Raw genomic sequence first — 20,314 nt, 5'->3', positions numbered from 1 at the left:
TCCCTTGCAGGGAAGGGTTGGCCAGCCCTGTTTTTTTATCCTCTCTCCCTTGCAGGGAAGGTTTAGCCAGCCCTGCTTTTTATCCCCTCTCCCTTCCAGGGAGAGGGTTAGGGTGAGGGTAAAAAAAGTCCGTCACTAAAAGTCAAAGATGACGAAATGACACGTCACCCGGCGAGCCAAAGACTCGTTTTTTCATTAAATGTTTTTAAAAACAATAAATTAAAAACATGGCACGAAACGTGCCTTACGGAGGGACAAGCACTAACAGAGTGAACAAAACATGAACATTTGGGAACTGAGCGAAAAAGCCGAGTACATCGCCGACAAGCACCAACGCCTGCTTTCACAGTGGCATCTGTACGGCAACACCCTGATTCAGGGGATCACCTTATCAAAAGCGAAGCTGCATCACGCCGTGGGCTGCAACCCGGACGAAAGCCTGCGCTTCTTTTTATTTGATCACTTCGTCATTCAAATCAACCTCGCCGAAGGCTTTAACAGCCACACCATCGAGTACAGCATCGAACTGCGCGATGGCAGCGATAACGTGCTGATTGCCAAGGCGACTATTGATGATGACGGACTTATTGATAACGCCGTCAGCAACCGCGATCGCGAGAAAGTGCTGGAACACTACCTCGAACTGATCCGCCCGGTGTACGACAGTCTTTATCTCGCCGTGCAGCAAAACACCCCGCTATCTATGGCGCTACTTCAGCAGTCCGCCGTGGCATGAAGAGATCTGGGGTGTCGAGAACTGTCGAACCGGCAGCTTTTCGGCATGTTTTCGTCAAAAATGACGACTGTCACCTGAGGAAGAACTGGTGAACCGTTTTGTAATCGCTGACTCAAAATTGTGTATGGGCTGCCATACCTGTGAAGCGGCCTGCGCCGAGACGCACCGACTGCACGGCCTGCAGTCCACGCCGCGCCTGAAAGTCATGCGCAACCTGAATGAATCTGCGCCGCAGATGTGCCACCACTGCGAAGACGCACCCTGCGCCGGGGTTTGCCCGGTCAACGCGATAACCCGCGTGGACGGCGCTGTGCAACTGAATGAAAGCCTGTGCGTAAGCTGCAAACTTTGCGGCATCGCCTGCCCGTTCGGTGCCATTGAATTTTCCGGCAGCCGCCCGCTGCATATTCCCGCCAACGTGAACAGCCCGAAAGCGCCACCTGCGCCTCCGGCCCCGGCTCGCGTTAGCCCGCTACTGGACTGGGTTCCCGGCGTTCGCGCCATCGCCGTGAAATGCGACCTGTGCAGCTTCGACGAAAGCGGCCCGGCCTGCGTCCGTACTTGCCCGACCAAGGCGCTGCGCCTTATCGACAACAAAGACATCGCCCAGGCCAGCAAACGTAAGCGTGAGCTGACGCTTGGTGCGTCGCTCGGCGACCTGACCCTGTTTACCCAGCCAGAGGCGAGAAAATGAATGCTTTTCTACTGATTCACTGGGCGCTTTTGGGGTTTGTCGTTAGCGCCGTGTTAGCCGGAGTTCTGGCATTTTCTAAGCCGCTGAGCGGCTTTTTCGGCGGCGTTGGCGGCGCAATCAGCTCCGTGCTTTTGCTTGTCGCGGGCGTTCAGGCGCTGCTGGGCTTCAGCGGAGACGCGCAAATCTGGCACTGGCACCTTCAGCTCAACGCCTTTAACGGCGTCTGGCTGGTCACCGTGGCGCTAAGCGGCCTGTTCATCTCCCTGTTTAACTGCGCCTGGCACCGCCACGCTGAAATAAAAGCCAACGGCCTGCTGATTAACCTAATCCTGGCGGCAAGCGTGGCGGCGCTGGTGGCCGATAATTTCGTCACGCTGGTGGCGATGGCGGAAATCATCTCTCTGGCAGGCTACTTCCTGACCGGCTGCCAGAAGTCCGGGCAGCTGTGGTTTGCGCTGGGCCGCCTCGGCACCGTGCTGTTGGTTATCGCCTGCTGGCTGATGTGGCAGCGCTACGGCACCCTGGGTTATGGCGATCTGCGTCATCTGATCGCCGGCGCGCCGCTACCTGCCCCGGTACTGATCCTCGCGCTGCTCGGCTTTGGGCTGCTTGCCGGGATCATTCCGCTGCACGGCTGGGTGCCGCAGGCGCATGCGAATGCCTCCGCGCCGGCCGCCGCGCTGTTCTCCGCCGTGGTATTGAAGATTGGCCTGTACGGCATCATGTGCTTCTCGCTTCTCAGCCACGTTTTGCCGCTGTGGTGGGGCGTACTGGTGGTTGCCGCTGGCATGGTCACGGCGTTTATCGGCGGGCTTTATGCGCTGATGGAGCACAACATCAACCGCCTGCTGGCTTATCACACCCTTGAGAACATCGGCATTATTCTGCTGGGCCTGGGCTGCGGCCTGATAGGTATCGCCCTGCATGAGCCGGTTCTGGTGGCCCTGGGCATGACCGGCGGTCTTTACCACCTGTTCAACCATAGCCTGTTTAAAACCACGCTATTCCTCGGCGCTGGCGCGGTTTGGTTCCGTACCGGTCATCGGGACATCGAGAAGCTGGGCGGGATTGGTAAACGCATGCCGGTTATCTCGCTGGCAATGCTGGTCGGGCTGATGGCGATGGCCGCGCTGCCGCCGCTGAACGGTTTTGCCGGGGAGTGGGTTATCTACCAGTCGTTCTTCCGTCTTGGCAGCCTGCCGCTGTTTGTGGGCCGCTTTATTGGGCCACTGCTGGCCGTGGGGCTGGCGATTACCGGCGCGCTGGCTGTGATGTGTATGGCGAAGGTGTATGGCGTGACCTTCCTTGGCGCGCCCCGCACTCAGGAGGCGGAAAATGCCACTTCTGCGCCCTGGCTAATGAATCTCTCAGTCGCCCTGCTTGCCGCGTGCTGCGTGGTTGCCGGGGTTGCCGCCCCGTGGCTGCTGCCTTTGCTGCAGCATGCCGTTCCGCTGCCGCTGCAAACGGCGCATACCGCCGTGTCTCAGCCGATGGTGACGCTGCTGCTGCTAGCCTCTCCGCTGCTGCCGTTTATTTTGATGATCGTTTTCCGTGGCGACCGCCTGCCAAACCGCTCTCGCGGGTCGGCTTGGGTCTGCGGCTACGACCATGAACAGGCGATGGTGATCACCGCGACGGGCTTTGCTCAGCCGGTAAAAGCGGCGTTTGCGCCTCTGCTTAAGCTGCGCCACACCCTGAACCCAGGGAAATGGGTGCCCGGCTGGCAGGGCGAGTGCCTGTCCGGCACGTTCCGCCGCCTGGCGATGGTTGAGCTGGCGGTCTTACTGGTGGCGATGGTGGCCTGAGGAACTGATATGACTACGTTTTTATTTGCTCTTATTCAGGCGCTGGCGCTGTTTTTTGCCGCGCCGCTGCTGGCCGGGATTACCCGCGTGACGCGCGCCCGCCTGCATAACCGCCGCGGCCCCGGCGTCCTGCAGGAATACCGGGATCTCTTCAAGCTGCTGGGGCGCCAGAGCGTGGCGCCCGCGGCATCTGGCTGGGTCTTCCGTCTGATGCCGTTCGTGATGGTAGGCGTAATGCTGACCATCGCCACCGCGCTGCCGGTGGTGACGATTGCCTCGCCGCTGCCGTCCTTAGGCGACCTGATCACCTTAATTTACCTGTTTGCCATCGCCCGCTTCTTCTTCGCCATCGCCGGGTTAGACACCGGCAGCCCGTTCACCGGGATTGGTGCAAGCCGTGAAGCGATGCTCGGCGTGCTGGTTGAGCCAATCCTGCTGCTTGGTCTGTGGGTTGCCGCACAGGTGGCCGGCAGCACGCACATCAGCAATATCGCCGGGGCTATTCACGCCTGGCCGACGGCGCAAAGCCTGACGTTGGTCCTCGCCTTCGCTGCCTGCGCCTTCGCGACCTTCATTGAAATGGGCAAGCTGCCGTTTGATCTCGCCGAAGCAGAGCAGGAGCTGCAGGAAGGGCCGTTATCCGAATACAGCGGCGCGGGCTTCGCGGTGCTGAAGTGGGGCATCTCCCTTAAGCAGTTGGTTGTTCTGCAAATGTTTGTCGGCGTGTTCCTGCCGTGGGGGCAAATGAGCACCTTTAGCTGGGGCGGGATGGTTCTCGCCCTGGTGCTGGCCGTTGTGAAGCTGGTGGTGGGCGTGCTGATCATCGCGCTGTTCGAAAACAGCATGGCGCGCCTGCGGATGCTTGAAACCTCAGCGGTTACCTGGGCCGGTTTTGGCTTTGCCTTTTTAGCCTTCGTCTCCTTGTTGGCGGCGTGATTTAAGAGAACCTATCGATGTCTGAAGAAAAAATTGGTCAACACTATCTCGCCGCGCTGCATCAGCAATTCCCGAATGCGGTGATCGACGAAGCCTGGCAGACCAAAGACCAAATCACCGTCACCGTGAAGCTCAACATGCTGCCGGAAGTGGTGGAGTGGCTTTACTACCAGCAGGGCGGCTGGCTGTCGGTGCTGTTTGGGAACGATGAACGCCAGCTGTGCGGCAGCTACGCGGTGTATTACGTCCTGTCGATGGAGAGCGGCGTGAAGTGCTGGATCACCGTGCGTGTGGAAGTGGATGCCGACAAACCGGAGTTCCCGTCGGTCACGCCTCGAGTGCCTGCCGCCGTCTGGGGTGAGCGTGAAGTTCGCGATATGTATGGTCTGCAGCCGGTTGGCCTGCCCGATGAGCGCCGTCTGGTGCTGCCGGATGACTGGCCGGACGATCTTTATCCGCTGCGTAAAGACAGCATGGATTACCGCCAGCGACCCGCGCCGACCACTGACAAAGAGACCTACGAGTTCATTAACGAACTGGGGACGAAAAAGAACAACGTGGTGCCGATTGGCCCGCTGCATGTCACCTCTGACGAACCGGGCCACTTCCGCCTGTTCGTGGATGGCGAAAACATTATCGACGCCGATTATCGCCTGTTCTACGTCCACCGCGGGATGGAGAAACTGGCGGAAACCCGCATGGGTTACAACGAAGTGACTTTCCTCTCCGACCGCGTGTGTGGCATCTGCGGCTTTGCCCACAGCACCGCCTATACCACCTCGGTGGAAAATGCGATGGGAATTGTGGTGCCGGAGCGCGCGCAGATGATCCGCGCCATCCTGCTGGAGGTTGAGCGCCTGCACAGCCACCTGCTGAACCTCGGCCTGGCCTGCCACTTTGTGGGCTTTGATTCCGGCTTTATGCAGTTCTTCCGGGTGCGTGAAATGTCGATGAAGATGGCGGAGATCCTGACCGGGGCGCGTAAAACCTACGGCCTGAACCTGATCGGCGGCATCCGCCGCGATCTGCTGAAAGACGACATGATCCAGACCCGCCAGCTTGCCCAACAGATGCGCCGGGAAGTGAAAGACCTGGTGGATATTCTGCTAAGCACGCCAAACATCGAGCAGCGCACCGTCGGCATTGGTCGCCTCGACCCGCAAATCGCCCGCGACTTCAGCAACGTCGGCCCAATGGTGCGCGCCAGCGGCCATGCCCGCGATACCCGCGCCGATCACCCGTTTGTGGGCTACGGGCTGCTGCCGATGGAAGTGCATAGCCTGGACGGCTGTGACGTGCTTTCTCGCCTGAAAGTACGCATCAACGAAGTCTTCACCGCGCTGAACATGATTGATTTCGGTCTGGATAACCTGCCGGGCGGCCCGCTCGCCGTGGAAGGTTTTACCTACATTCCAAACCGCTTTGCCCTTGGCTTCTCGGAAGCGCCGCGCGGGGACGATATTCACTGGAGCATGACCGGCGACAACCAGAAGCTATACCGCTGGCGCTGTCGCGCGGCGACGTATGCCAACTGGCCAACCCTGCGCTACATGCTGCGCGGCAACACGGTGTCGGACGCCCCGCTGATTATCGGCAGCCTTGATCCTTGCTACTCCTGCACCGACCGCATGACGGTGGTGGACGTGCGCAAGAAAAAAAGCCAGGTGGTGCCGTACAAAGAGCTGGAGCGCTACAGCATTGAGCGCACGAATTCGCCGCTGAAATGATTTTGATGCCTGGTATGTGATGAGCAGCCCCTCACCCTAACCCTCTCCCCAAAGGGGAGAGGGAACTGGATCGAGCTAGATTTTCTCCCTCTCCCTTTCAGGGAGAGGGCCGGGGTGAGGGTCAATCATTCACGCCAGGCAAACAAGGAAAACGCATGTTTAACTTCATCAAAAAAGCCATCAAGGGCGGCGTGGCAACCGAGTCTTACCCGCTCCAGCCCATTGCCGTAGATCCGAACTTTCGCGGCAAACCCGAGCACAACCCACAGCAATGCATCGGCTGTGCTGCCTGCGTGAACGCCTGCCCGTCCAATGCCCTGAGCGTTGAGACCGACCTTGCCGCCGGCCAATTGCAGTGGAGCTTTAACCTCGGGCGCTGCATCTTCTGCGGGCGCTGCGAAGAAGTTTGCCCCACGGCCGCCATCAAACTTTCACAGCAGTACGAGCTGGCGGTGTGGAATAAAGCAGACTTCCTGCAGCAGGCCAGCTTCCCGCTCTGCAACTGCCGCGAATGTGGCCGCCCTTTCGCCGTGCAAAAAGAGATCGACTATGCCATTGCGCTGCTTGAGCACAACGGCGATTCCCGCGCGGAAAGCCGCCGTGGAGCATTTGAAACCTGCCCGGACTGCAAGCGCCAGCAAAGTCTGGTGTCGTCCGACCGGATCGACTTTAGCCGTCAGATGAGAGAGGCCAGCTAATGAGTAACCTACTGGGGCCACGCGACCACAACGGCATTCCGGTGCCGATGACGGTGGACGAATCTATCGCCAGCATGAAGGCGTCGCTGCTGAAAAATATCAAACGTTCCGCCTACGTTTATCGCGTGGACTGCGGCGGCTGCAATGGCTGCGAAATCGAGATTTTTGCCACGCTTTCGCCGCTTTTCGACGCAGAACGGTTTGGTATCAAAGTGGTGCCTTCCCCGCGACATGCCGATATTTTGCTGTTTACCGGGGCGGTGACTCGTGCGATGCGCTCTCCGGCGCTGCGTGCCTGGGAGTCGGCGCCCGATCCTAAAATTTGTATCTCCTACGGCGCCTGCGGCAACAGCGGCGGGATCTTCCACGACCTTTACTGCGTCTGGGGTGGCACCGACAAAATCGTGCCGGTCGATGTGTACATCCCCGGCTGCCCGCCAACCCCTGCCGCCACGCTGTACGGTTTTGCCATGGCGCTTGGCCTGCTGGAGCAAAAGATCCACGCTCGTCCGGCAAGCGAGCTGGACGTCGAGCCGGCAAAAATCCTCCATCCGGATATGGTTCAGCCGCTGCGCGTGCGCATCGATCGCGCCGCTCGCCGTCTGGCGGGTTACCGCTATGGGCGCCAGATCGCCGACAGGTACATGACTAACCTGACGGCCGGGGGCGATGCCGTTCAGCAGTGGCTGAGCGCGGAAAACGACCCGCGCCTGACGGAAATCGTTACCAACCTTGAGCATCTGGTTCATCAGGAGCGTGTGTAATGAGCGAGTCGGTGGTGTTCTGTCAGCTCAGCCGCAAGTTTGTCGACGAGAACGACAACACCCCGGCTGATGCCCGGCAGGTGGTTTACTACAGTCTGGCAATCGGCCACCATTTGGGGGTGATCGACTGCCTGAAAGAGAGCCTTGTTTGCCCGCTGGAAGCCTATCAGGCGTGGATTGCCACGCTGGAGGCTGACGGCGAGGCGTGGCGCAAAATGAACGGCGTGCCGCGCTACGGCGAAATCGTTATCGACCAGAATCATGTGGTGATGCTGGCGCGAGCGCTGGATGCGGCTAAGCCGACGCAGACCCCGGCACAGCAGGCCTGGAGCCAGGCGCTGCTCGACATGCTGCAGGCCATTCAACAAGAACCCGCCATCTACCTGATGGTAAGGAGACGCTATGACTAAGGTGCTACTTTGCGTAGGCAACAGCATGATGGGTGACGACGGGGCAGGCCCGCTGCTGGCCGAGAAGTGCCAGGTTTCCCCGCAGGGGGACTGGGTGGTTATCGACGGCGGCAGCGCGCCGGAAAACGACGTGGTTGCCATCCGCGAACTGCGCCCGGAGCTGCTGCTGATTGTGGATGCCACCGACATGCTGCTCAACCCCGGCGAGATTCGTGTTATCGACCCGGATGACATTGCCGAGATGTTTATGATGACCACCCACAATATGCCGCTTAATTATCTGGTCGATCAGCTTCAAGAGGACGTCGGGGAAGTGGTGTTCCTTGGCATTCAGCCGGATATCGTCGGCTTTTACTATCCGATGACGGAGGCAGTGAAAGCGGCGGTGGAGCAGGTTTATCAGCGCCTGGCGACGTGGTCTGGCTTTGGTGGATATGAGCCACTCACTACTCCAGAGAGCGAAATGCCCGTCTAGTCTTTTCCCCCTCTCTTCCAGAGGTCGATGGCCTTTCCTTATCTTGTCCCTACTTACATGGCAGAAAGGGCCTGATTCTTTTCCCCCTCTCCCTTCCAGGGAGAGGGCCGGGGGGGAGGGTCATTAATGACTACGGTTACCAAAATGACATCGTCAAAAGTGTCGAATATCCCTCTGACCTCTCGCCAAACCCGCTAACCACGCGGCCTGCAAACCTGGCACGCTTTATGAATAACCCCTCGCAATAACACACTTATTGCAGGAGTTTATGATGAACCGCTTCATCATTGCCGATTCGGGAAAATGCATCGGCTGCCGCACTTGTGAGGTGGCCTGCGTGGTCTCCCACCAGGAGAATCAGGACTGCTCGGCGCTGACCCCACAGACCTTCTTGCCGCGCATACACGTCATCAAAGGCGTGAATGTCTCCACCGCTACCATGTGCCGCCAGTGCGAGGACGCGCCCTGCGCGAACGTCTGCCCTAACGGCGCAATCAGTCGGGACCAGGGCTTTGTTCACGTCATGCAGGAGCGCTGCATTGGCTGCAAAACCTGCGTCGTCGCCTGTCCTTACGGCGCGATGGAAGTCGTCGTCCGGCCGGTGATCCGCAATAGCGGTGCCGGGCTGAACGTGATGGCGGAAAAAGCCGAGGCCAACAAATGCGACCTTTGCTATCACCGCGAGGCTGGCCCGGCCTGCCTGGAAGCCTGCCCGACCAACGCCATCCTGTGCGTGGACCGTAACCGGCTGGAACAAATGAGCGCGGAAAAACGTCGCCGTGCGGCGTTGGATGCCCCTGCGGCGCTGACTTTCTAATCCCTTTGCATTTCAACTTTTAACAGGTCTGTTACTGATGAAAAAAATTACCAGCGTCTGCCCTTATTGCGGGGCCGGCTGCAAACTGAAACTGGTCGTTGAGAACAATAAAATTATTCGTGCCGAAGCGGCCGGGGGCGTGACCAACCAGAACGAACTGTGCCTGAAAGGCTACTACGGCTGGGACTTTCTTAACGACACCAAACTGCTGACCCCTCGCCTGACACAGCCGATGATCCGCTATGAGAAGGGCGGCAAGCTGCAGCCGGTCAGTTGGGCGGAGGCCATTAGCTACACTGCGGCACGCCTGAAGGCGATTAAAGAGCAGTTCGGCCCCCGCGCCATTATGACCACCGGCTCTTCGCGCGGAACCGGGAATGAAACCAACTTTGTGATGCAGAAATTTGCCCGCGCGGTGCTGAACACCAACAACGTCGACTGCTGCGCCCGCGTTTGCCACGGCCCAAGCGTTGCCGGGCTGCAGGCGACGCTGGGTAACGGGGCGATGAGCAACTCCATCGGCGATATCGAAAACTCCAAATGCCTGCTGGTGGTGGGCTACAACTGCGCCGATTCGCACCCTATCGTGGCTCGCCGGGTGATTAAGGCCAAAAGTAACGGCGCGAAAATCATCGTCTGCGACCCGCGCCGTATTGAAACCGCCCGCATTGCCGACCAGCATCTGCAAATCAAAAACGGCTGCAACATGGCGCTGGTGAACGCCTTTGGCTACGTGCTGCTGGAAGAGCACCTGTACGACAAAGAGTACGTCGCCAAATATGCCGAAGGGCTGGATGCCTACCGTGAAACCGTGAAGGGCTATGCGCCAGAGGACGTTGAGCACCTGACGGGGGTGCCCGCGCAGCAGGTTCGCCAGGCGATGCGTACATTTGCCGCCGCCCCATCCGCCACCATCATGTGGGGCATGGGCGTAACTCAGTTTGGTCAGGCCGTAGACGTGGTCAAAGGGCTGTCCAGCCTGGCGCTGCTCACCGGTAACCTGGGCCGTGAAAACGTCGGCGTTGGCCCGGTTCGCGGACAGAACAATGTGCAGGGTGCCTGCGATATGGGCGTACTGCCTAACCAGTTCCCCGGCTACCAGGATGTGGTTGATCCTGAGGTGCGCGCGAAGTTTGCCCGAGCCTGGGGCATCGATCCGGCGGTGATGGATGACAAGGTTGGCGTACGTATTACCGAGGTACCGCACCTGGCGATAGAGGGCAAGGTCAAAGCCTACTACATCATGGGCGAAGACCCGCTCCAGACGGAAGCGGATCTGGGCCTGGTGCGCAAAGGGTTTGAGGCACTCGACTTTGTGGTAGTGCAGGACATCTTCATGACCAAAACCGCTGAGGTGGCGGATGTACTACTCCCCGCAACATCCTGGGGCGAGCACGGCGGCGTCTTCACCTGTGCCGACCGGGGCTTCCAGCGTTTTGAGAAAGCCATCGAGCCGAAGTACAACGTGAAGCGTGACTGGGAAATCATCAGCCTGATTGCCACGGCGATGGGCTACCCGATGCACTATGAAAACAACCAGCAAATCTGGGATGAGCTGCGCGAGTTGTGCCCGCTGTTTTACGGCGTAACCTACGAAAAAATGGGCGATATGGGGCACGTACAGTGGCCTTGCCCGACGCTGGATCATCCCGGTACGCCGTACCTCTACAAAGAGAGCAAGTTCGATACGCCGAGTGGCAAAGGCCAGCTGTTTGCCGCCGCCTGGCGTGCGCCAGCCGAAGTGCCTGACGACGCCTACCCGCTGGTGCTTTGCACCGTCCGCGAAGTCGGGCACTACTCCTGCCGCTCGATGACCGGCAACTGCGCGGCGCTGCAAACCCTCGCCGATGAACCCGGCTTTGTGCAAATCAACCCGCTGGATGCGGATGCGTTAGGTATTAAGGACCGGCAACTGGTCTGGGTAAGTTCGCGTCGCGGCAAGGTTATCAGCCGCGCCGACGTGAACGAGCGTATCAATAAAGGCTCCGTCTACATGACCTATCAATGGTGGATTGGCGCCTGTAACGAGCTGACGCAGGACAATCTAGACCCTGTCTCCAAAACGCCGGAAACCAAATATTGCGCGGTGAAGGTTAACGCGATTGAAGATCAGACGTGGGCGGAGAACTACGCGCAAACCACCTATAACAGCATGAAAGCGCGGCTGCGCGAGGCGGTGGAAGCGTGATTTTTACCCTCACCCCGGCCCTCTCCCTGGAAGGGAGAGGGGGAAGCTCTAAGTCTGGGGTCCATCTTCGCTCTGAAGAGAAGGATGCCGGGCCGAAACGCGATCTGTCCCCTATCCCCTCAGAGGAGAGGGCTAGGGTGAGGGGCACCGAACTCCGCATTCGCGGCAAAGTGCAGGGCGTCGGCTTCCGCCCCTTTGTCTGGCAACTCGCTCAGCGGCTGAAACTGGTGGGCGATGTCTGCAACGATGGTGAAGGCGTTGTGGTTCGCCTGGCGGCCAGCCCGGAAGCGTTTCTGAGCGAGCTGGACCAGCATTGCCCGCCCCTGGCGCGGATCGACAGCGTGGCGCAGCAGCCCATGACCTGGGACGTTTTACCCCAGGACTTTAGCATTCGTCACAGCGGCAGCGGCGCGATGGACACCCAAATCGTGCCGGATGCCGCCACCTGCCCGGAATGCCTGCGCGAGCTTAACTGTCCCGCGGACCGTCGCTACCGCTACCCGTTTATCAACTGCACCCACTGTGGGCCGCGCTTCACCATCATCCGGGCGATGCCGTATGACCGCCCGTCCACGGTGATGGCGGCGTTTCCGCTCTGTAAGGCTTGCGATGAAGAATATCGCCACCCGATGGACAGGCGTTTTCACGCCCAGCCGGTAGCCTGCCCGGACTGCGGGCCGCAAATTATCTGGCAGCAGGGAGAGCGACGGCTGGACGGCGAGCTGGCGCTGGCACAGGCCGTTGCCGCGCTGCGCGAAGGTAAAATCGTCGCGGTGAAAGGCCTCGGTGGTTTTCACCTTGCCGTGGATGCCCGTCACGATGCCGCCGTGGAACGCCTCCGGGCGCGTAAGCAGCGGCCGGCCAAACCGCTGGCGGTGATGATTGCCACGCCCGAAGGGCTGCCTGATGAGGCCAGAGCGCTGCTTGCAACGCCTGCCGCACCGGTGGTGCTGGTGGCAAGTGATTGCCTACCGGGGGTGAGCGCTGCCGTAGCGCCGGGGAGAAACGAAACCGGCGTGATGCTGCCCGCTAACCCGCTCCAGCACCTGCTGGTTCAGGACTTCGGCGGCCCGTTGGTGATGACCTCCGGGAATCTCAACGGCAGACCACCGGCCATTGACAACGCTCAGGCGCTTCAGGATTTGGAAGGTATTGCCGACGGTTTCCTGCTGCATAACCGCGACATTCTCCAGCGGATGGACGACTCGGTTATGCGGGCCAGCGGCGAGATGCTGCGCCGTGCGCGGGGTTTTGTGCCGGATGCGCTGCCTTTGCCTGCGGGCTTTAAAGACCTGCCGCCGATTCTGGCCCTGGGGGGCGATCTGAAAAATACCTTCTGCCTGGTTCGCGGCGGGCAGGCGGTGCTCAGTCAGCATTTTGGCGATCTGGCTCAGGAAGGGGTAGAGGCCCAATGGCAAAGCTCGCTGGCGCTGATGAGCCACATCTACGGCTTTGCCGCGGAGTATGTCGCGCTCGACGCTCATCCTTGCTACCGCAGCGCGCAGGCAGGGCATGAAATGGCGCGGCCGGTCATCGAAGTGCTGCATCACCACGCCCACGCGGCGGCCTGCCTGGCCGAACACGGCTGGCCGTTAAACGGCGGGAACGTGATTGCCCTTGCGCTGGATGGCATTGGCTACGGCGAGACCGGCAAACTTTGGGGCGGGGAATGCCTGCTGGTGAACTATCGGCGATGTGTCCATCTTGGCGGGCTGCCCGCCGTGGCGTTGCCGGGTGGCGATCTGGCGGCCGTGCAGCCCTGGCGTAACCTGCTGGCGCAGTGCGAGGCGTTTGTACCCGGCTGGCAGCGTTATCCCGAAACGGAAGTTGTGCGGGCCCAGACGTGGCGTCCGCTGGCAAAAGCGGTGGCGCGTGGGGTTAATGCTCCTTTGGCCTCCTCCTGCGGGCGACTGTTTGATGCGGTTGCCGCCGCGCTCAAGTGCGCGCCGTACCAGCAAAGCTATGAAGGTGAAGCCGCCTGCCGCCTTGAAGCATTAGCCCTGGACGCAGGCCCCTGCTCGCATCCTGTCACGCTGCCGTTGGTGAACGGTCATCTCTGCCTGGCGGCCTTCTGGCGGCAATGGCTTGGCTGGCAGGGCGAGGTCGGATCGCGGGCCTGGGCGTTTCATGATGCGCTGGCGAAAGGCCTGGCGGCACTGGTTCGCCATCACGCCTTGCTCACCGGCGTGACCACCGTGGTCTGCTGCGGCGGCGTGCTGCACAACCGCCTGCTGCGAGAGCGCCTGGCGTTCTACCTCTCCGATTTTAAAACTCTCTTCCCGACGCGGCTTCCGGCCGGTGACGGGGCGCTTTCCCTGGGGCAGGCAGTGGTTGCCGCTGCCCGCTATTTGAATCACCACAAGGATAAAAAAGATGTTAATGCGTGTACTTCGTGACAACCCACGCGCCGGCCTGCTGCTGGCGGTTTTAGTGGCGGCTAACTTTGCCGCATGGGCCTGGGCGCTGGCGGCGTTTAATCACAGCTCTGCGCTGATGGCGGCAAGCCTGCTGGCCTGGTGCTACGGTCTGCGTCACGCGGTGGATGCCGACCATATTGCCGCGATTGATAACGTGACGCGCAAAATGATGCAGCAGGGGAAACGCCCGTTTGGCGTCGGGGCCTGGTTCTCGCTGGGTCACTCAAGCATTGTGATTCTGGCTTCTGTCGCCATTGCGGCGACGGCGGCGGCCTTCCAGCAAAAAATGAACTGGTTTCACGACGTTGGCGGCGTGATAGGCACCGCCGTGTCTGCCTGTTTCCTGTTGGCGATGGCGCTGATCAACCTGGTGATTCTGCGTGGCGTATGGCGCAATTTCCGCCAGCTAAAACGTGGTGAACCGCTGGCAGCGGACGCCACGGAAATGACCGGCGGCGGCATGATGAGCTGGCTGTTTAACGCTGTTTTTCGCCTGATCGGCAAAAGCTGGCATATGTACCTGGTTGGTTTCCTGTTCGGCCTGGGCTTTGATACCGCCACCGAGATTGGCGTGCTGGGTATTTCTGCCGCCAGCGCCTCCAGCGGCATGTCCATCTGGTCGATTCTGGTGTTCCCGGCGCTGTTTGCCAGCGGTATGGCGCTGGTAGACACCCTCGACAATGTGATTATGGTGGGTGCTTACGGCTGGGCGTTTAACAAACCGCAGCGCAAGCTCTACTACAACATGACGATTACCGGCACCTCTGTGGTGGTGGCGCTGTTTATTGGCGGGCTTGAAGCGCTGGGGCTGCTGGCTGATAAATTCCAGCTTGAGGGCGGTATCTGGCAGTGGGTTGGGGCGCTCAACGATAATCTCGGCAACGCCGGATTTGTCGTCGTCGGGCTGTTTATCGCCTGCTGGGGAATTTCGATGGTGAACTACCGCTGGAAAGGCTATGACGCTTTAGCGGTGAGATAAGAAAACGGGGCCTTGAGCCCCGTTTTATATTGTTACTCGGCTTCCGCCCAGGCTCGCTCAATCTCTTCGGCCAGGATTTTCACCCCCGCCTCAATCTTTTCCGGTTCCGGGACATAGTTCATGCGCATGCACTGGTGCGTGTGCGGCCAGGGTTTATCCAGTCCCGGGAAGAAGTAATCTCCCGGCACCATCAGCACGCCGCGCTTTTTCAGGCGCTGATACAGCAGTTCGGTGGTGATCGGCAGGTCTTTAAACCACAGCCACAGGAAGATAGCGCCCTCCGGCTTGTGGATCAGGCAGCGTTCCGGCGACAGGTAGCGGCGAATCACGGCGATAGTCTCATGCACGCGCTGGTAGTAGAACGGCTTGATAACCGTTTCCGACAGGCGCAGCAGATCGTTACGCTTAATCATTTCGCAGGCCATGGCCGGGCCAATACCGCCCGGAGCCAGGCTGATGATGCCGTTCATATTGCTGATGGCAGAGATGATTTTCTCGTTCGCGATAATGATCCCGCAGCGGCTGCCCGGCAGGCCGAGCTTGGACAGGCTCATGCACAGGATGATGTTCGGGTTCCACAGCGGGCGGGCTTCGCTAAAGATAATGCCTGGGAACGGCACGCCGTAGGCGTTATCGATAACCAACGGAATACCGTGCTGGTTTGCCAGCGCATCCAGCTTCATCAACTCTTCGTCGGTGATCACGTTGCCGGTCGGGTTAGTCGGGCGTGATACGCAGATCATGCCGGTATCTTCGCCGATATGCAGGTGTTCGAAGTCAACGTGGTACTTAAACTGGCCTTCCGGCAGCAGTTCGATGTTCGGGCGAGTGGAGACAAACAGCTCCTCTTCAAGCCCGGCATCCGCGTAGCCGATGTACTCCGGCGCCAGCGGGAAAAGCACCTTTTTGGTGCGGCCATCCGCATGACGTCCGGCAAAAAGGTTAAACAAGTAGAAAAACGCGCTCTGACTGCCGTTTGTTAGTGCAATATTCTGTGGTTCGATGTCCCAACCCAGTTCATCGCGCAGCATGCCGGCAAGCAATTTTAGCAGTTCACTTTTCCCCTGCGGACCGTCGTAGTTGCATAGCGTGTCGGTCAGTTTACCGCTGGCCAGCATCTCGGAAAGCAGCTGCTGGAAGTAGTCGTTCATCGCCGGAATTTGCGCAGGGTTGCCGCCGCCAAGCATGATGGCGCCTGGTGTGCGCAGGCCGTCGTTGAGATCCTCCATCAGGCGGGTAATGCCTGCATGGCGGGTGAATTTGTCGCCGAAAAGTGAAAACGTCATAACGTGGGTCTGCTGAATACTTTTGAAAAGAGGCTAACCATAGCGCTACAAATAACGCCGTGCAAACCCGGTAAGCATAGCCACTGTTGGCGAATATGCTGTGTGATTTGTGCTGTGTAGCAGGATGTGTTGGGGAATAAACAATGTTCTCCGTTACTTATTTTCCCCCTCGCCCCTCTGGGGAGAGGGCCGGGGTGAGGGGGTTAACGCCTACGGATTCCCCGCCCACACCACCATCACCCTGTCATCACCACTGACCCGGCTAAACGCATAGCCCTGTTTTACGCTCAGCGTCGTTTGTTTTCCTGCGCCGATGGCCTGGTGGCGGGCGCGGAACTGGCTCAGCTTCTGCCAGTGGGCAAGCGTCGCGGCCTGCTTGCCGGTGACATCCTGCCAGTTCATATCCGAGCGGGTGCCCTGCAGCGGGTCAGAGCCCGTCGGGCCAAACGGCCTTTGGGTTTCATCCCCGTAGAAAATCTGCACCGCACCTGGCGTGAGCAGCAACAGCTCCGCCGCTTTTTGCCCGCCTTCCCGGAACAGGCGGGTATCGTGGGAGGAGAGATAGCTCAGCACGTTAAATGGCTGAAGTTTGTCTGACATTTGCTGCCAGGTGGGGGCAATGGTGGCCAGGCAATCCACCGCTTTGGCCGCTTGCTCCTGATAGTCGAAGTTGATCATCGCGTCGAAGCCGCTGGTGTAATAATCGCTTTTCATCACGCCGTGCCCCCAGGCTTCGCCCGTCATCCAGAACGGTGCGTCATCGATTTTTTTGTCCGGGTTGGCCCGCTTCCATTCGGCCAGTGCCGCGCTGGACTGGGTTTTTAGCTGCAGCCAGGCCGCTTTTTCAACGTGTTTTGCGGTATCCACCCTGAAACCATCAATGCCATAGTCCCGCACCCACTGACTTAGCCAGTGGGTCAGGTAATCGCGAACCGTATAGCCAGGTATCGTCTTCGCGGCGGTGTCCGGCTTGTGGCGGTAAAACACCGGGAGTTCTGCCGGAGCGGTCGCTTCGGTTTTCAAATCGGGCAGGAAGGCGAGCGACATGGTTAAGTCGTCAAAGCCGGGGGTGTCGTAATCGCCGATATCCGTTCTGATCCAGGCTTTGCCCCACCACTTATCCCACGCGGCTTTGTCGCTGAAGTTAATGTAATCGTTAAAGCTATGCCAGCTTTGGCCGGGCGCTGGTTTCCAGTCAGTCCACCGTTCGCCGAGCGTTTTCTTAAGCTCATCACCTTTGAGATAGAGGGCGCCAAACTGATACTCCTGCATGTCAGCGAGCGTCGCATATCCGGTGTGATTCATGACGACGTCAAACAGAATGCGGATCCCGCGCCTGTGGGCTTCATCCACCAGCCGGCGGAGATCGGCTTCGTTGCCCATGTTGGCATCCAGGCGGGTCCAGTCCTGGGTGTAATAGCCGTGGTAGGCGTAGTGGGGGAAGTCGCCTTTGGTGCCGCCGCCTACCCAGCCGTGAATTTGCGCCAGCGGGGAGCTTATCCAGAGCGCGTTAACGCCAAGCTGCTGCAGGTAATCCAGCCTGTTGGTCAGCCCGGCAAGATCGCCACCGTGGAAAGTGCCAATCTCCTGCATGCCGTCTTTATGGCGGCCATAGCTGCGATCGTTGTCCGGGTTGCCGTTTTCAAATCGGTCGGTGAGAACGAAATAGACCGTCGCATTGTGCCAGCTAAACGGGGCTGGCTTCTCCACGGCGGCGAACTCCAGCAGCAATAAACCGCCGCTGTCGGCCGCGGGCATCAGGGTGATGTGGCCTTGCTCAACCTTGGCCGTGTTTCCACTGTAGAAATCCCGCACCAGTGAGCCTTCCGGGAAGGTACTGCTGACCTCAACGGTGAGCGGCTTTCCATCCCATTTCGGGCACTGCGCCACCTCTTGCTGAGGCTGGCCGCTTATCTCCGGCTTCAGGCTCAGCATCAGCGTTGGCGTCCCGCTTCGGGTATCGATTTGCGCCTGGTACTCTCCGGTGCGGAAAAGCCGCCACGCCGGGGCGTCCCCGGCGCAAGGCGAAAGGGACAGAACCTGATTCAGTTTGATGGCCTCTGAGGGCTGCCAGCATTGAGTATCCAGCGTCAGCCTGAGGGGAAGAGAGCCTTTTTCGAGGTGCGTAGCGCTGATAAACAGGCCCGGACTCGTAGCCTGAAAAGGAGAAAGCCCCGGCGCGTTCCAGCCCGCGTATGCGAGGCAGGGCGTGAACAACAGGCAGAGAGGAAGTCGTTTCATACGCATCATCCCGTGAGGATTTATTGCGCAGTTTGTCATTTCCCCGGGGAAATTCGCTCATCCTGCCCGTGGGTTTTGCAGGGTGGAGCCGTCGGGGTGAGTGACGGCGTTAACGTTTTTATTTATTCGTCAGCCAGTGGCCGAAGTGCGCGCTCAATGTATTCCGGGTGGCGAGCAGCTCATCGATCGTTTTGGTTAGCCTGGCGTTCAGGGTTTCACACTGCTCAAAGCTGTAGTGGTTATCGGCGCGCAGATTCTCGAGTTTTTCATGCAGGAGCGCCACTTCCGCCTCCGCTTTGTAGCGCGCTTCCTGCTGGGTTCTTATCAGTTCGTCTGCGGCTTCCAGGCGTTGATGGAGTTCGGCCTTTTCCCGCTGATGGGTTTCAAGCAACCCGGATCCGGACTCTTTCTGGCGGTTCAGCAGGCTTTTGAGCTCATCGATTTCCCGCTGCATCACGCTGCGCACCAGGGCGGATTCTTTAAGGTGCATTTCCTGGCTGATATTCAGCGCTTTCTGGAGCTCTGCGACCTGTTTTTCATATCTTTGCAGACGGGCGGTCGTTTCTACGGTGTCGCCCTGAGCGGAGCGCTGCTGGGCTTCCCGCAGCTGGGCAAGCAGGCTGGTGGAGAGAGACTCTGCCTCTTTCAGGCGACGGAGGGTTTCCGGCGAGTCCTGATAAACCGTTTTGGTGTGCGGCGGTTTTTCACTGATGCGAACAAGATTAACGTTGACCAATGCCGCGCTAACCTCGGCCTGAATCTGCTCTTTGTTATGCGATTTCATGCGGTTGCATGCGCTGGCAAGGAAGCTTGCGGCTTCGTTGGCATTCGCCGTCGCAAAGGCTTTTTTTATCAGGTTCTGCACCAGGCTCATGTTGCCAGTTTTCCTGTATCAAATGTTATTTGAGCGCCTTAACCCCGGTCGTACCGCCGCCAGGCTATTGCCGCCGCCACCGTAAAAATATAACCAATAATCTCACTCTCTAAACGCGGGAATCATCCTCAGCAAAGCATTTTTTTCCTGTGCCGAGAACTGTGATTAACCCCCGAATTTTACAATACTTTTTACCACCATAAGAAGTTCCCGGGTGACATCGTTTCGGAATAGTACTATTTCTAAACGTGCTCTGAGCGGTTAATTTTGATATAATTCGCCTCTATTTTTCTAAAACCTTTTAAAAAATAAGGCACTGGAAACGATCGATCCGACCAGGAGAGCTAATGATATCACCCCCATTCCGACGATTCGGGGCCGCGATACTCATGTTGCTGACCGTGGGCTTTTCAAGTCACGCATTCGCCAGTAAACATGAGCCTAAATCGCACAGCAAGGCCCATATAACGAAAGTAAGCAGTAAAAAAGCGGTAAGTAGTAAACTGGCAAGTAGTAAAAAAGAGTATTCTCGCAATAGTGAAAATGGTTCGCTTCCTGATTTGCGAAAATACCCTTCCGGGACACCAAGGAAAAAAGCGTTTCTCCGGACGGTCATGCCATATATTACCCGCCAAAATGCAGCGATAACTGCCGATCGTAACTGGTTGATTTCCAAACAGTACGAGAAGCGTTGGTCGCCGAGTGAGCGTACACGCCTGAAAGAGATCACCCAGCGGTATAAGGTGGCATGGCGCGGCAACACTAATCGCGTACCGTGGAACACGCTGTTGGAGAAAGTCGACATTATTCCTACCAATATGGTAGCGACGATGGCGGCGGCGGAAAGCGGCTGGGGGACTTCTAAGCTTGCCCGCAGCAATAACAACCTGTTTGGCATGAAGTGCACCAAACGCCATTGCAACAGCGAGCCGGGTAAAGTGAAAGGCTACCTGCATTACGGTTCTTTGAATGAAGGCGTGAATGCTTACGTGGCTAACCTGAATACCCATCCGGCCTATTCTTCGTTCCGTAAAGAGCGTGCCAAGCTGCGCAAAGCGGATCAGGAAGTGACGGCCAACAATATGATCCATAAGCTGAAAGGGTATTCGACCAAAGGCTCCAGCTATAATAATTACCTTTTCGCGATGTATCAGAGTAACCAGCGTTTCATGCTGCCGAATTAATTCTGGTTTGATCGTTCAGGTATATTAATGCCCTCTTCGGAGGGCATTGTTATTTATACTCGTCATACTTCAGGCCGCCAGCG

General features: G+C 58.7%; 17 protein-coding genes. 14 read left to right on the top strand and 3 right to left on the bottom strand.

Annotated elements, in window-relative coordinates; translation table 11 throughout:
• Positions 1 to 280 precede the first annotated feature (280 nt).
• The 13 genes from VW41_23435 to VW41_23375 all read left to right on the top strand — a co-directional run bounded on the left by VW41_23435 (position 281) and on the right by VW41_23375 (position 14,646).
• Positions 281 to 736, top strand: coding sequence for a formate hydrogenlyase regulatory protein HycA (locus VW41_23435; GenBank protein AJZ91757.1), 456 nt, complete (start codon positions 281 to 283; stop codon positions 734 to 736).
• Positions 737 to 824: 88 nt separating this feature from the next.
• Positions 825 to 1,430 (top strand): formate hydrogenlyase, encoded by a 606-nt coding sequence (locus VW41_23430; protein AJZ91756.1) that lies wholly within the window; start codon positions 825 to 827, stop codon positions 1,428 to 1,430.
• Entirely contained in the window at positions 1,427 to 3,235 is a 1,809-nt protein-coding gene (locus tag VW41_23425; protein AJZ91755.1) for a formate hydrogenlyase subunit 3, read from the top strand. The genes VW41_23430 and VW41_23425 overlap by 4 nt, the downstream gene beginning before the upstream one ends.
• Before the next feature lie 9 nt (positions 3,236 to 3,244).
• The gene (hycD, locus tag VW41_23420; GenBank protein ID AJZ91754.1) at positions 3,245 to 4,171 is read left to right on the top strand and encodes a hydrogenase 3 membrane subunit; all 927 of its coding nucleotides are present in this window, start codon (positions 3,245 to 3,247) and stop codon (positions 4,169 to 4,171) included.
• A 17-nt stretch (positions 4,172 to 4,188) separates the two neighbouring features.
• Positions 4,189 to 5,898: a hydrogenase 3 large subunit gene (gene hycE / locus VW41_23415; protein AJZ91753.1), complete on the top strand. Its 1,710-nt coding sequence runs from the start codon at positions 4,189 to 4,191 to the stop codon at positions 5,896 to 5,898.
• 155 nt (positions 5,899 to 6,053) lie between these two features.
• On the top strand, positions 6,054 to 6,596 hold the full coding sequence (locus VW41_23410; GenBank protein AJZ91752.1) for a formate hydrogenlyase complex iron-sulfur subunit: 543 nt from the start codon (positions 6,054 to 6,056) through the stop codon (positions 6,594 to 6,596).
• Positions 6,596 to 7,360: a formate hydrogenlyase gene (locus tag VW41_23405; GenBank protein ID AJZ91751.1), complete on the top strand. Its 765-nt coding sequence runs from the start codon at positions 6,596 to 6,598 to the stop codon at positions 7,358 to 7,360. Before VW41_23410 ends, VW41_23405 begins: the two co-directional genes overlap by 1 nt.
• Entirely contained in the window at positions 7,360 to 7,770 is a 411-nt protein-coding gene (locus VW41_23400; protein ID AJZ91750.1) for a formate hydrogenlyase maturation protein HycH, read from the top strand. The genes VW41_23405 and VW41_23400 overlap by 1 nt, the downstream gene beginning before the upstream one ends.
• Positions 7,763 to 8,245: a hydrogenase 3 maturation protease gene (hycI, locus tag VW41_23395; protein AJZ91749.1), complete on the top strand. Its 483-nt coding sequence runs from the start codon at positions 7,763 to 7,765 to the stop codon at positions 8,243 to 8,245. Before VW41_23400 ends, hycI begins: the two co-directional genes overlap by 8 nt.
• Before the next feature lie 271 nt (positions 8,246 to 8,516).
• A complete protein-coding gene (locus tag VW41_23390) occupies positions 8,517 to 9,062 on the top strand; it encodes a formate dehydrogenase (protein AJZ91748.1) in 546 nt (181 codons plus the stop codon).
• 37 nt (positions 9,063 to 9,099) lie between these two features.
• On the top strand, positions 9,100 to 11,250 hold the full coding sequence (locus VW41_23385) for a formate dehydrogenase (protein AJZ91747.1): 2,151 nt from the start codon (positions 9,100 to 9,102) through the stop codon (positions 11,248 to 11,250).
• Positions 11,251 to 11,354: 104 nt separating this feature from the next.
• Positions 11,355 to 13,646: a carbamoyl phosphate phosphatase gene (locus VW41_23380; GenBank protein ID AJZ92075.1), complete on the top strand. Its 2,292-nt coding sequence runs from the start codon at positions 11,355 to 11,357 to the stop codon at positions 13,644 to 13,646.
• Entirely contained in the window at positions 13,624 to 14,646 is a 1,023-nt protein-coding gene (locus VW41_23375) for a nickel transporter (protein ID AJZ91746.1), read from the top strand. The genes VW41_23380 and VW41_23375 overlap by 23 nt, the downstream gene beginning before the upstream one ends.
• A 32-nt stretch (positions 14,647 to 14,678) precedes the next feature.
• On the opposite strand, the gene avtA is transcribed toward VW41_23375, so the two are convergent.
• From avtA to VW41_23360, 3 genes are all read right to left on the bottom strand, one after another.
• Positions 14,679 to 15,932 carry a valine--pyruvate aminotransferase gene (gene avtA / locus VW41_23370; GenBank protein AJZ91745.1) on the bottom strand — a complete coding sequence of 418 codons (1,254 nt, stop codon included), beginning with the start codon at positions 15,930 to 15,932 and terminating at the stop codon, positions 14,679 to 14,681.
• 210 nt (positions 15,933 to 16,142) lie between these two features.
• On the bottom strand, positions 16,143 to 18,173 hold the full coding sequence (gene malS / locus VW41_23365; protein ID AJZ92074.1) for an alpha-amylase: 2,031 nt from the start codon (positions 18,171 to 18,173) through the stop codon (positions 16,143 to 16,145).
• A 118-nt stretch (positions 18,174 to 18,291) separates the two neighbouring features.
• Entirely contained in the window at positions 18,292 to 19,047 is a 756-nt protein-coding gene (locus VW41_23360; protein AJZ91744.1) for a hypothetical protein, read from the bottom strand.
• 347 nt (positions 19,048 to 19,394) lie between these two features.
• On the opposite strand from VW41_23360, the gene VW41_23355 reads away from it, so the two are divergent.
• Positions 19,395 to 20,231 carry a hypothetical protein gene (locus tag VW41_23355; GenBank protein AJZ91743.1) on the top strand — a complete coding sequence of 279 codons (837 nt, stop codon included), beginning with the start codon at positions 19,395 to 19,397 and terminating at the stop codon, positions 20,229 to 20,231.
• Positions 20,232 to 20,314 lie beyond the last annotated feature (83 nt).

It is taken from the genome of Klebsiella michiganensis, assembly GCA_000963575.1.
GTDB lineage: Bacteria > Pseudomonadota > Gammaproteobacteria > Enterobacterales > Enterobacteriaceae > Cedecea > Cedecea michiganensis_A.
The sequence above is the reverse complement of the archived record's forward strand: the minus strand, read 5'-3'. Positions and strand labels throughout refer to the sequence as shown.

What these genes read in the sequence shown, in the direction of transcription:
- VW41_23435 (AJZ91757.1), top strand. Translation starts at nt 281, where the DNA reads ATGAACATTTGGGAACTGAGCGAAAAAGCCGAGTACATCGCCGACAAG.
- VW41_23425 (AJZ91755.1), top strand. Translation starts at nt 1,427, where the DNA reads ATGAATGCTTTTCTACTGATTCACTGGGCGCTTTTGGGGTTTGTCGTT.
- hycD (AJZ91754.1), top strand. Translation starts at nt 3,245, where the DNA reads ATGACTACGTTTTTATTTGCTCTTATTCAGGCGCTGGCGCTGTTTTTT.
- hycE (AJZ91753.1), top strand. Translation starts at nt 4,189, where the DNA reads ATGTCTGAAGAAAAAATTGGTCAACACTATCTCGCCGCGCTGCATCAG.
- VW41_23410 (AJZ91752.1), top strand. Translation starts at nt 6,054, where the DNA reads ATGTTTAACTTCATCAAAAAAGCCATCAAGGGCGGCGTGGCAACCGAG.
- VW41_23405 (AJZ91751.1), top strand. Translation starts at nt 6,596, where the DNA reads ATGAGTAACCTACTGGGGCCACGCGACCACAACGGCATTCCGGTGCCG.
- VW41_23400 (AJZ91750.1), top strand. Translation starts at nt 7,360, where the DNA reads ATGAGCGAGTCGGTGGTGTTCTGTCAGCTCAGCCGCAAGTTTGTCGAC.
- hycI (AJZ91749.1), top strand. Translation starts at nt 7,763, where the DNA reads ATGACTAAGGTGCTACTTTGCGTAGGCAACAGCATGATGGGTGACGAC.
- VW41_23390 (AJZ91748.1), top strand. Translation starts at nt 8,517, where the DNA reads ATGAACCGCTTCATCATTGCCGATTCGGGAAAATGCATCGGCTGCCGC.
- VW41_23385 (AJZ91747.1), top strand. Translation starts at nt 9,100, where the DNA reads ATGAAAAAAATTACCAGCGTCTGCCCTTATTGCGGGGCCGGCTGCAAA.
- VW41_23375 (AJZ91746.1), top strand. Translation starts at nt 13,624, where the DNA reads ATGTTAATGCGTGTACTTCGTGACAACCCACGCGCCGGCCTGCTGCTG.
- avtA (AJZ91745.1), bottom strand. Translation starts at nt 15,932, where the DNA reads ATGACGTTTTCACTTTTCGGCGACAAATTCACCCGCCATGCAGGCATT.
- malS (AJZ92074.1), bottom strand. Translation starts at nt 18,173, where the DNA reads ATGAAACGACTTCCTCTCTGCCTGTTGTTCACGCCCTGCCTCGCATAC.
- VW41_23360 (AJZ91744.1), bottom strand. Translation starts at nt 19,047, where the DNA reads ATGAGCCTGGTGCAGAACCTGATAAAAAAAGCCTTTGCGACGGCGAAT.
- VW41_23355 (AJZ91743.1), top strand. Translation starts at nt 19,395, where the DNA reads ATGATATCACCCCCATTCCGACGATTCGGGGCCGCGATACTCATGTTG.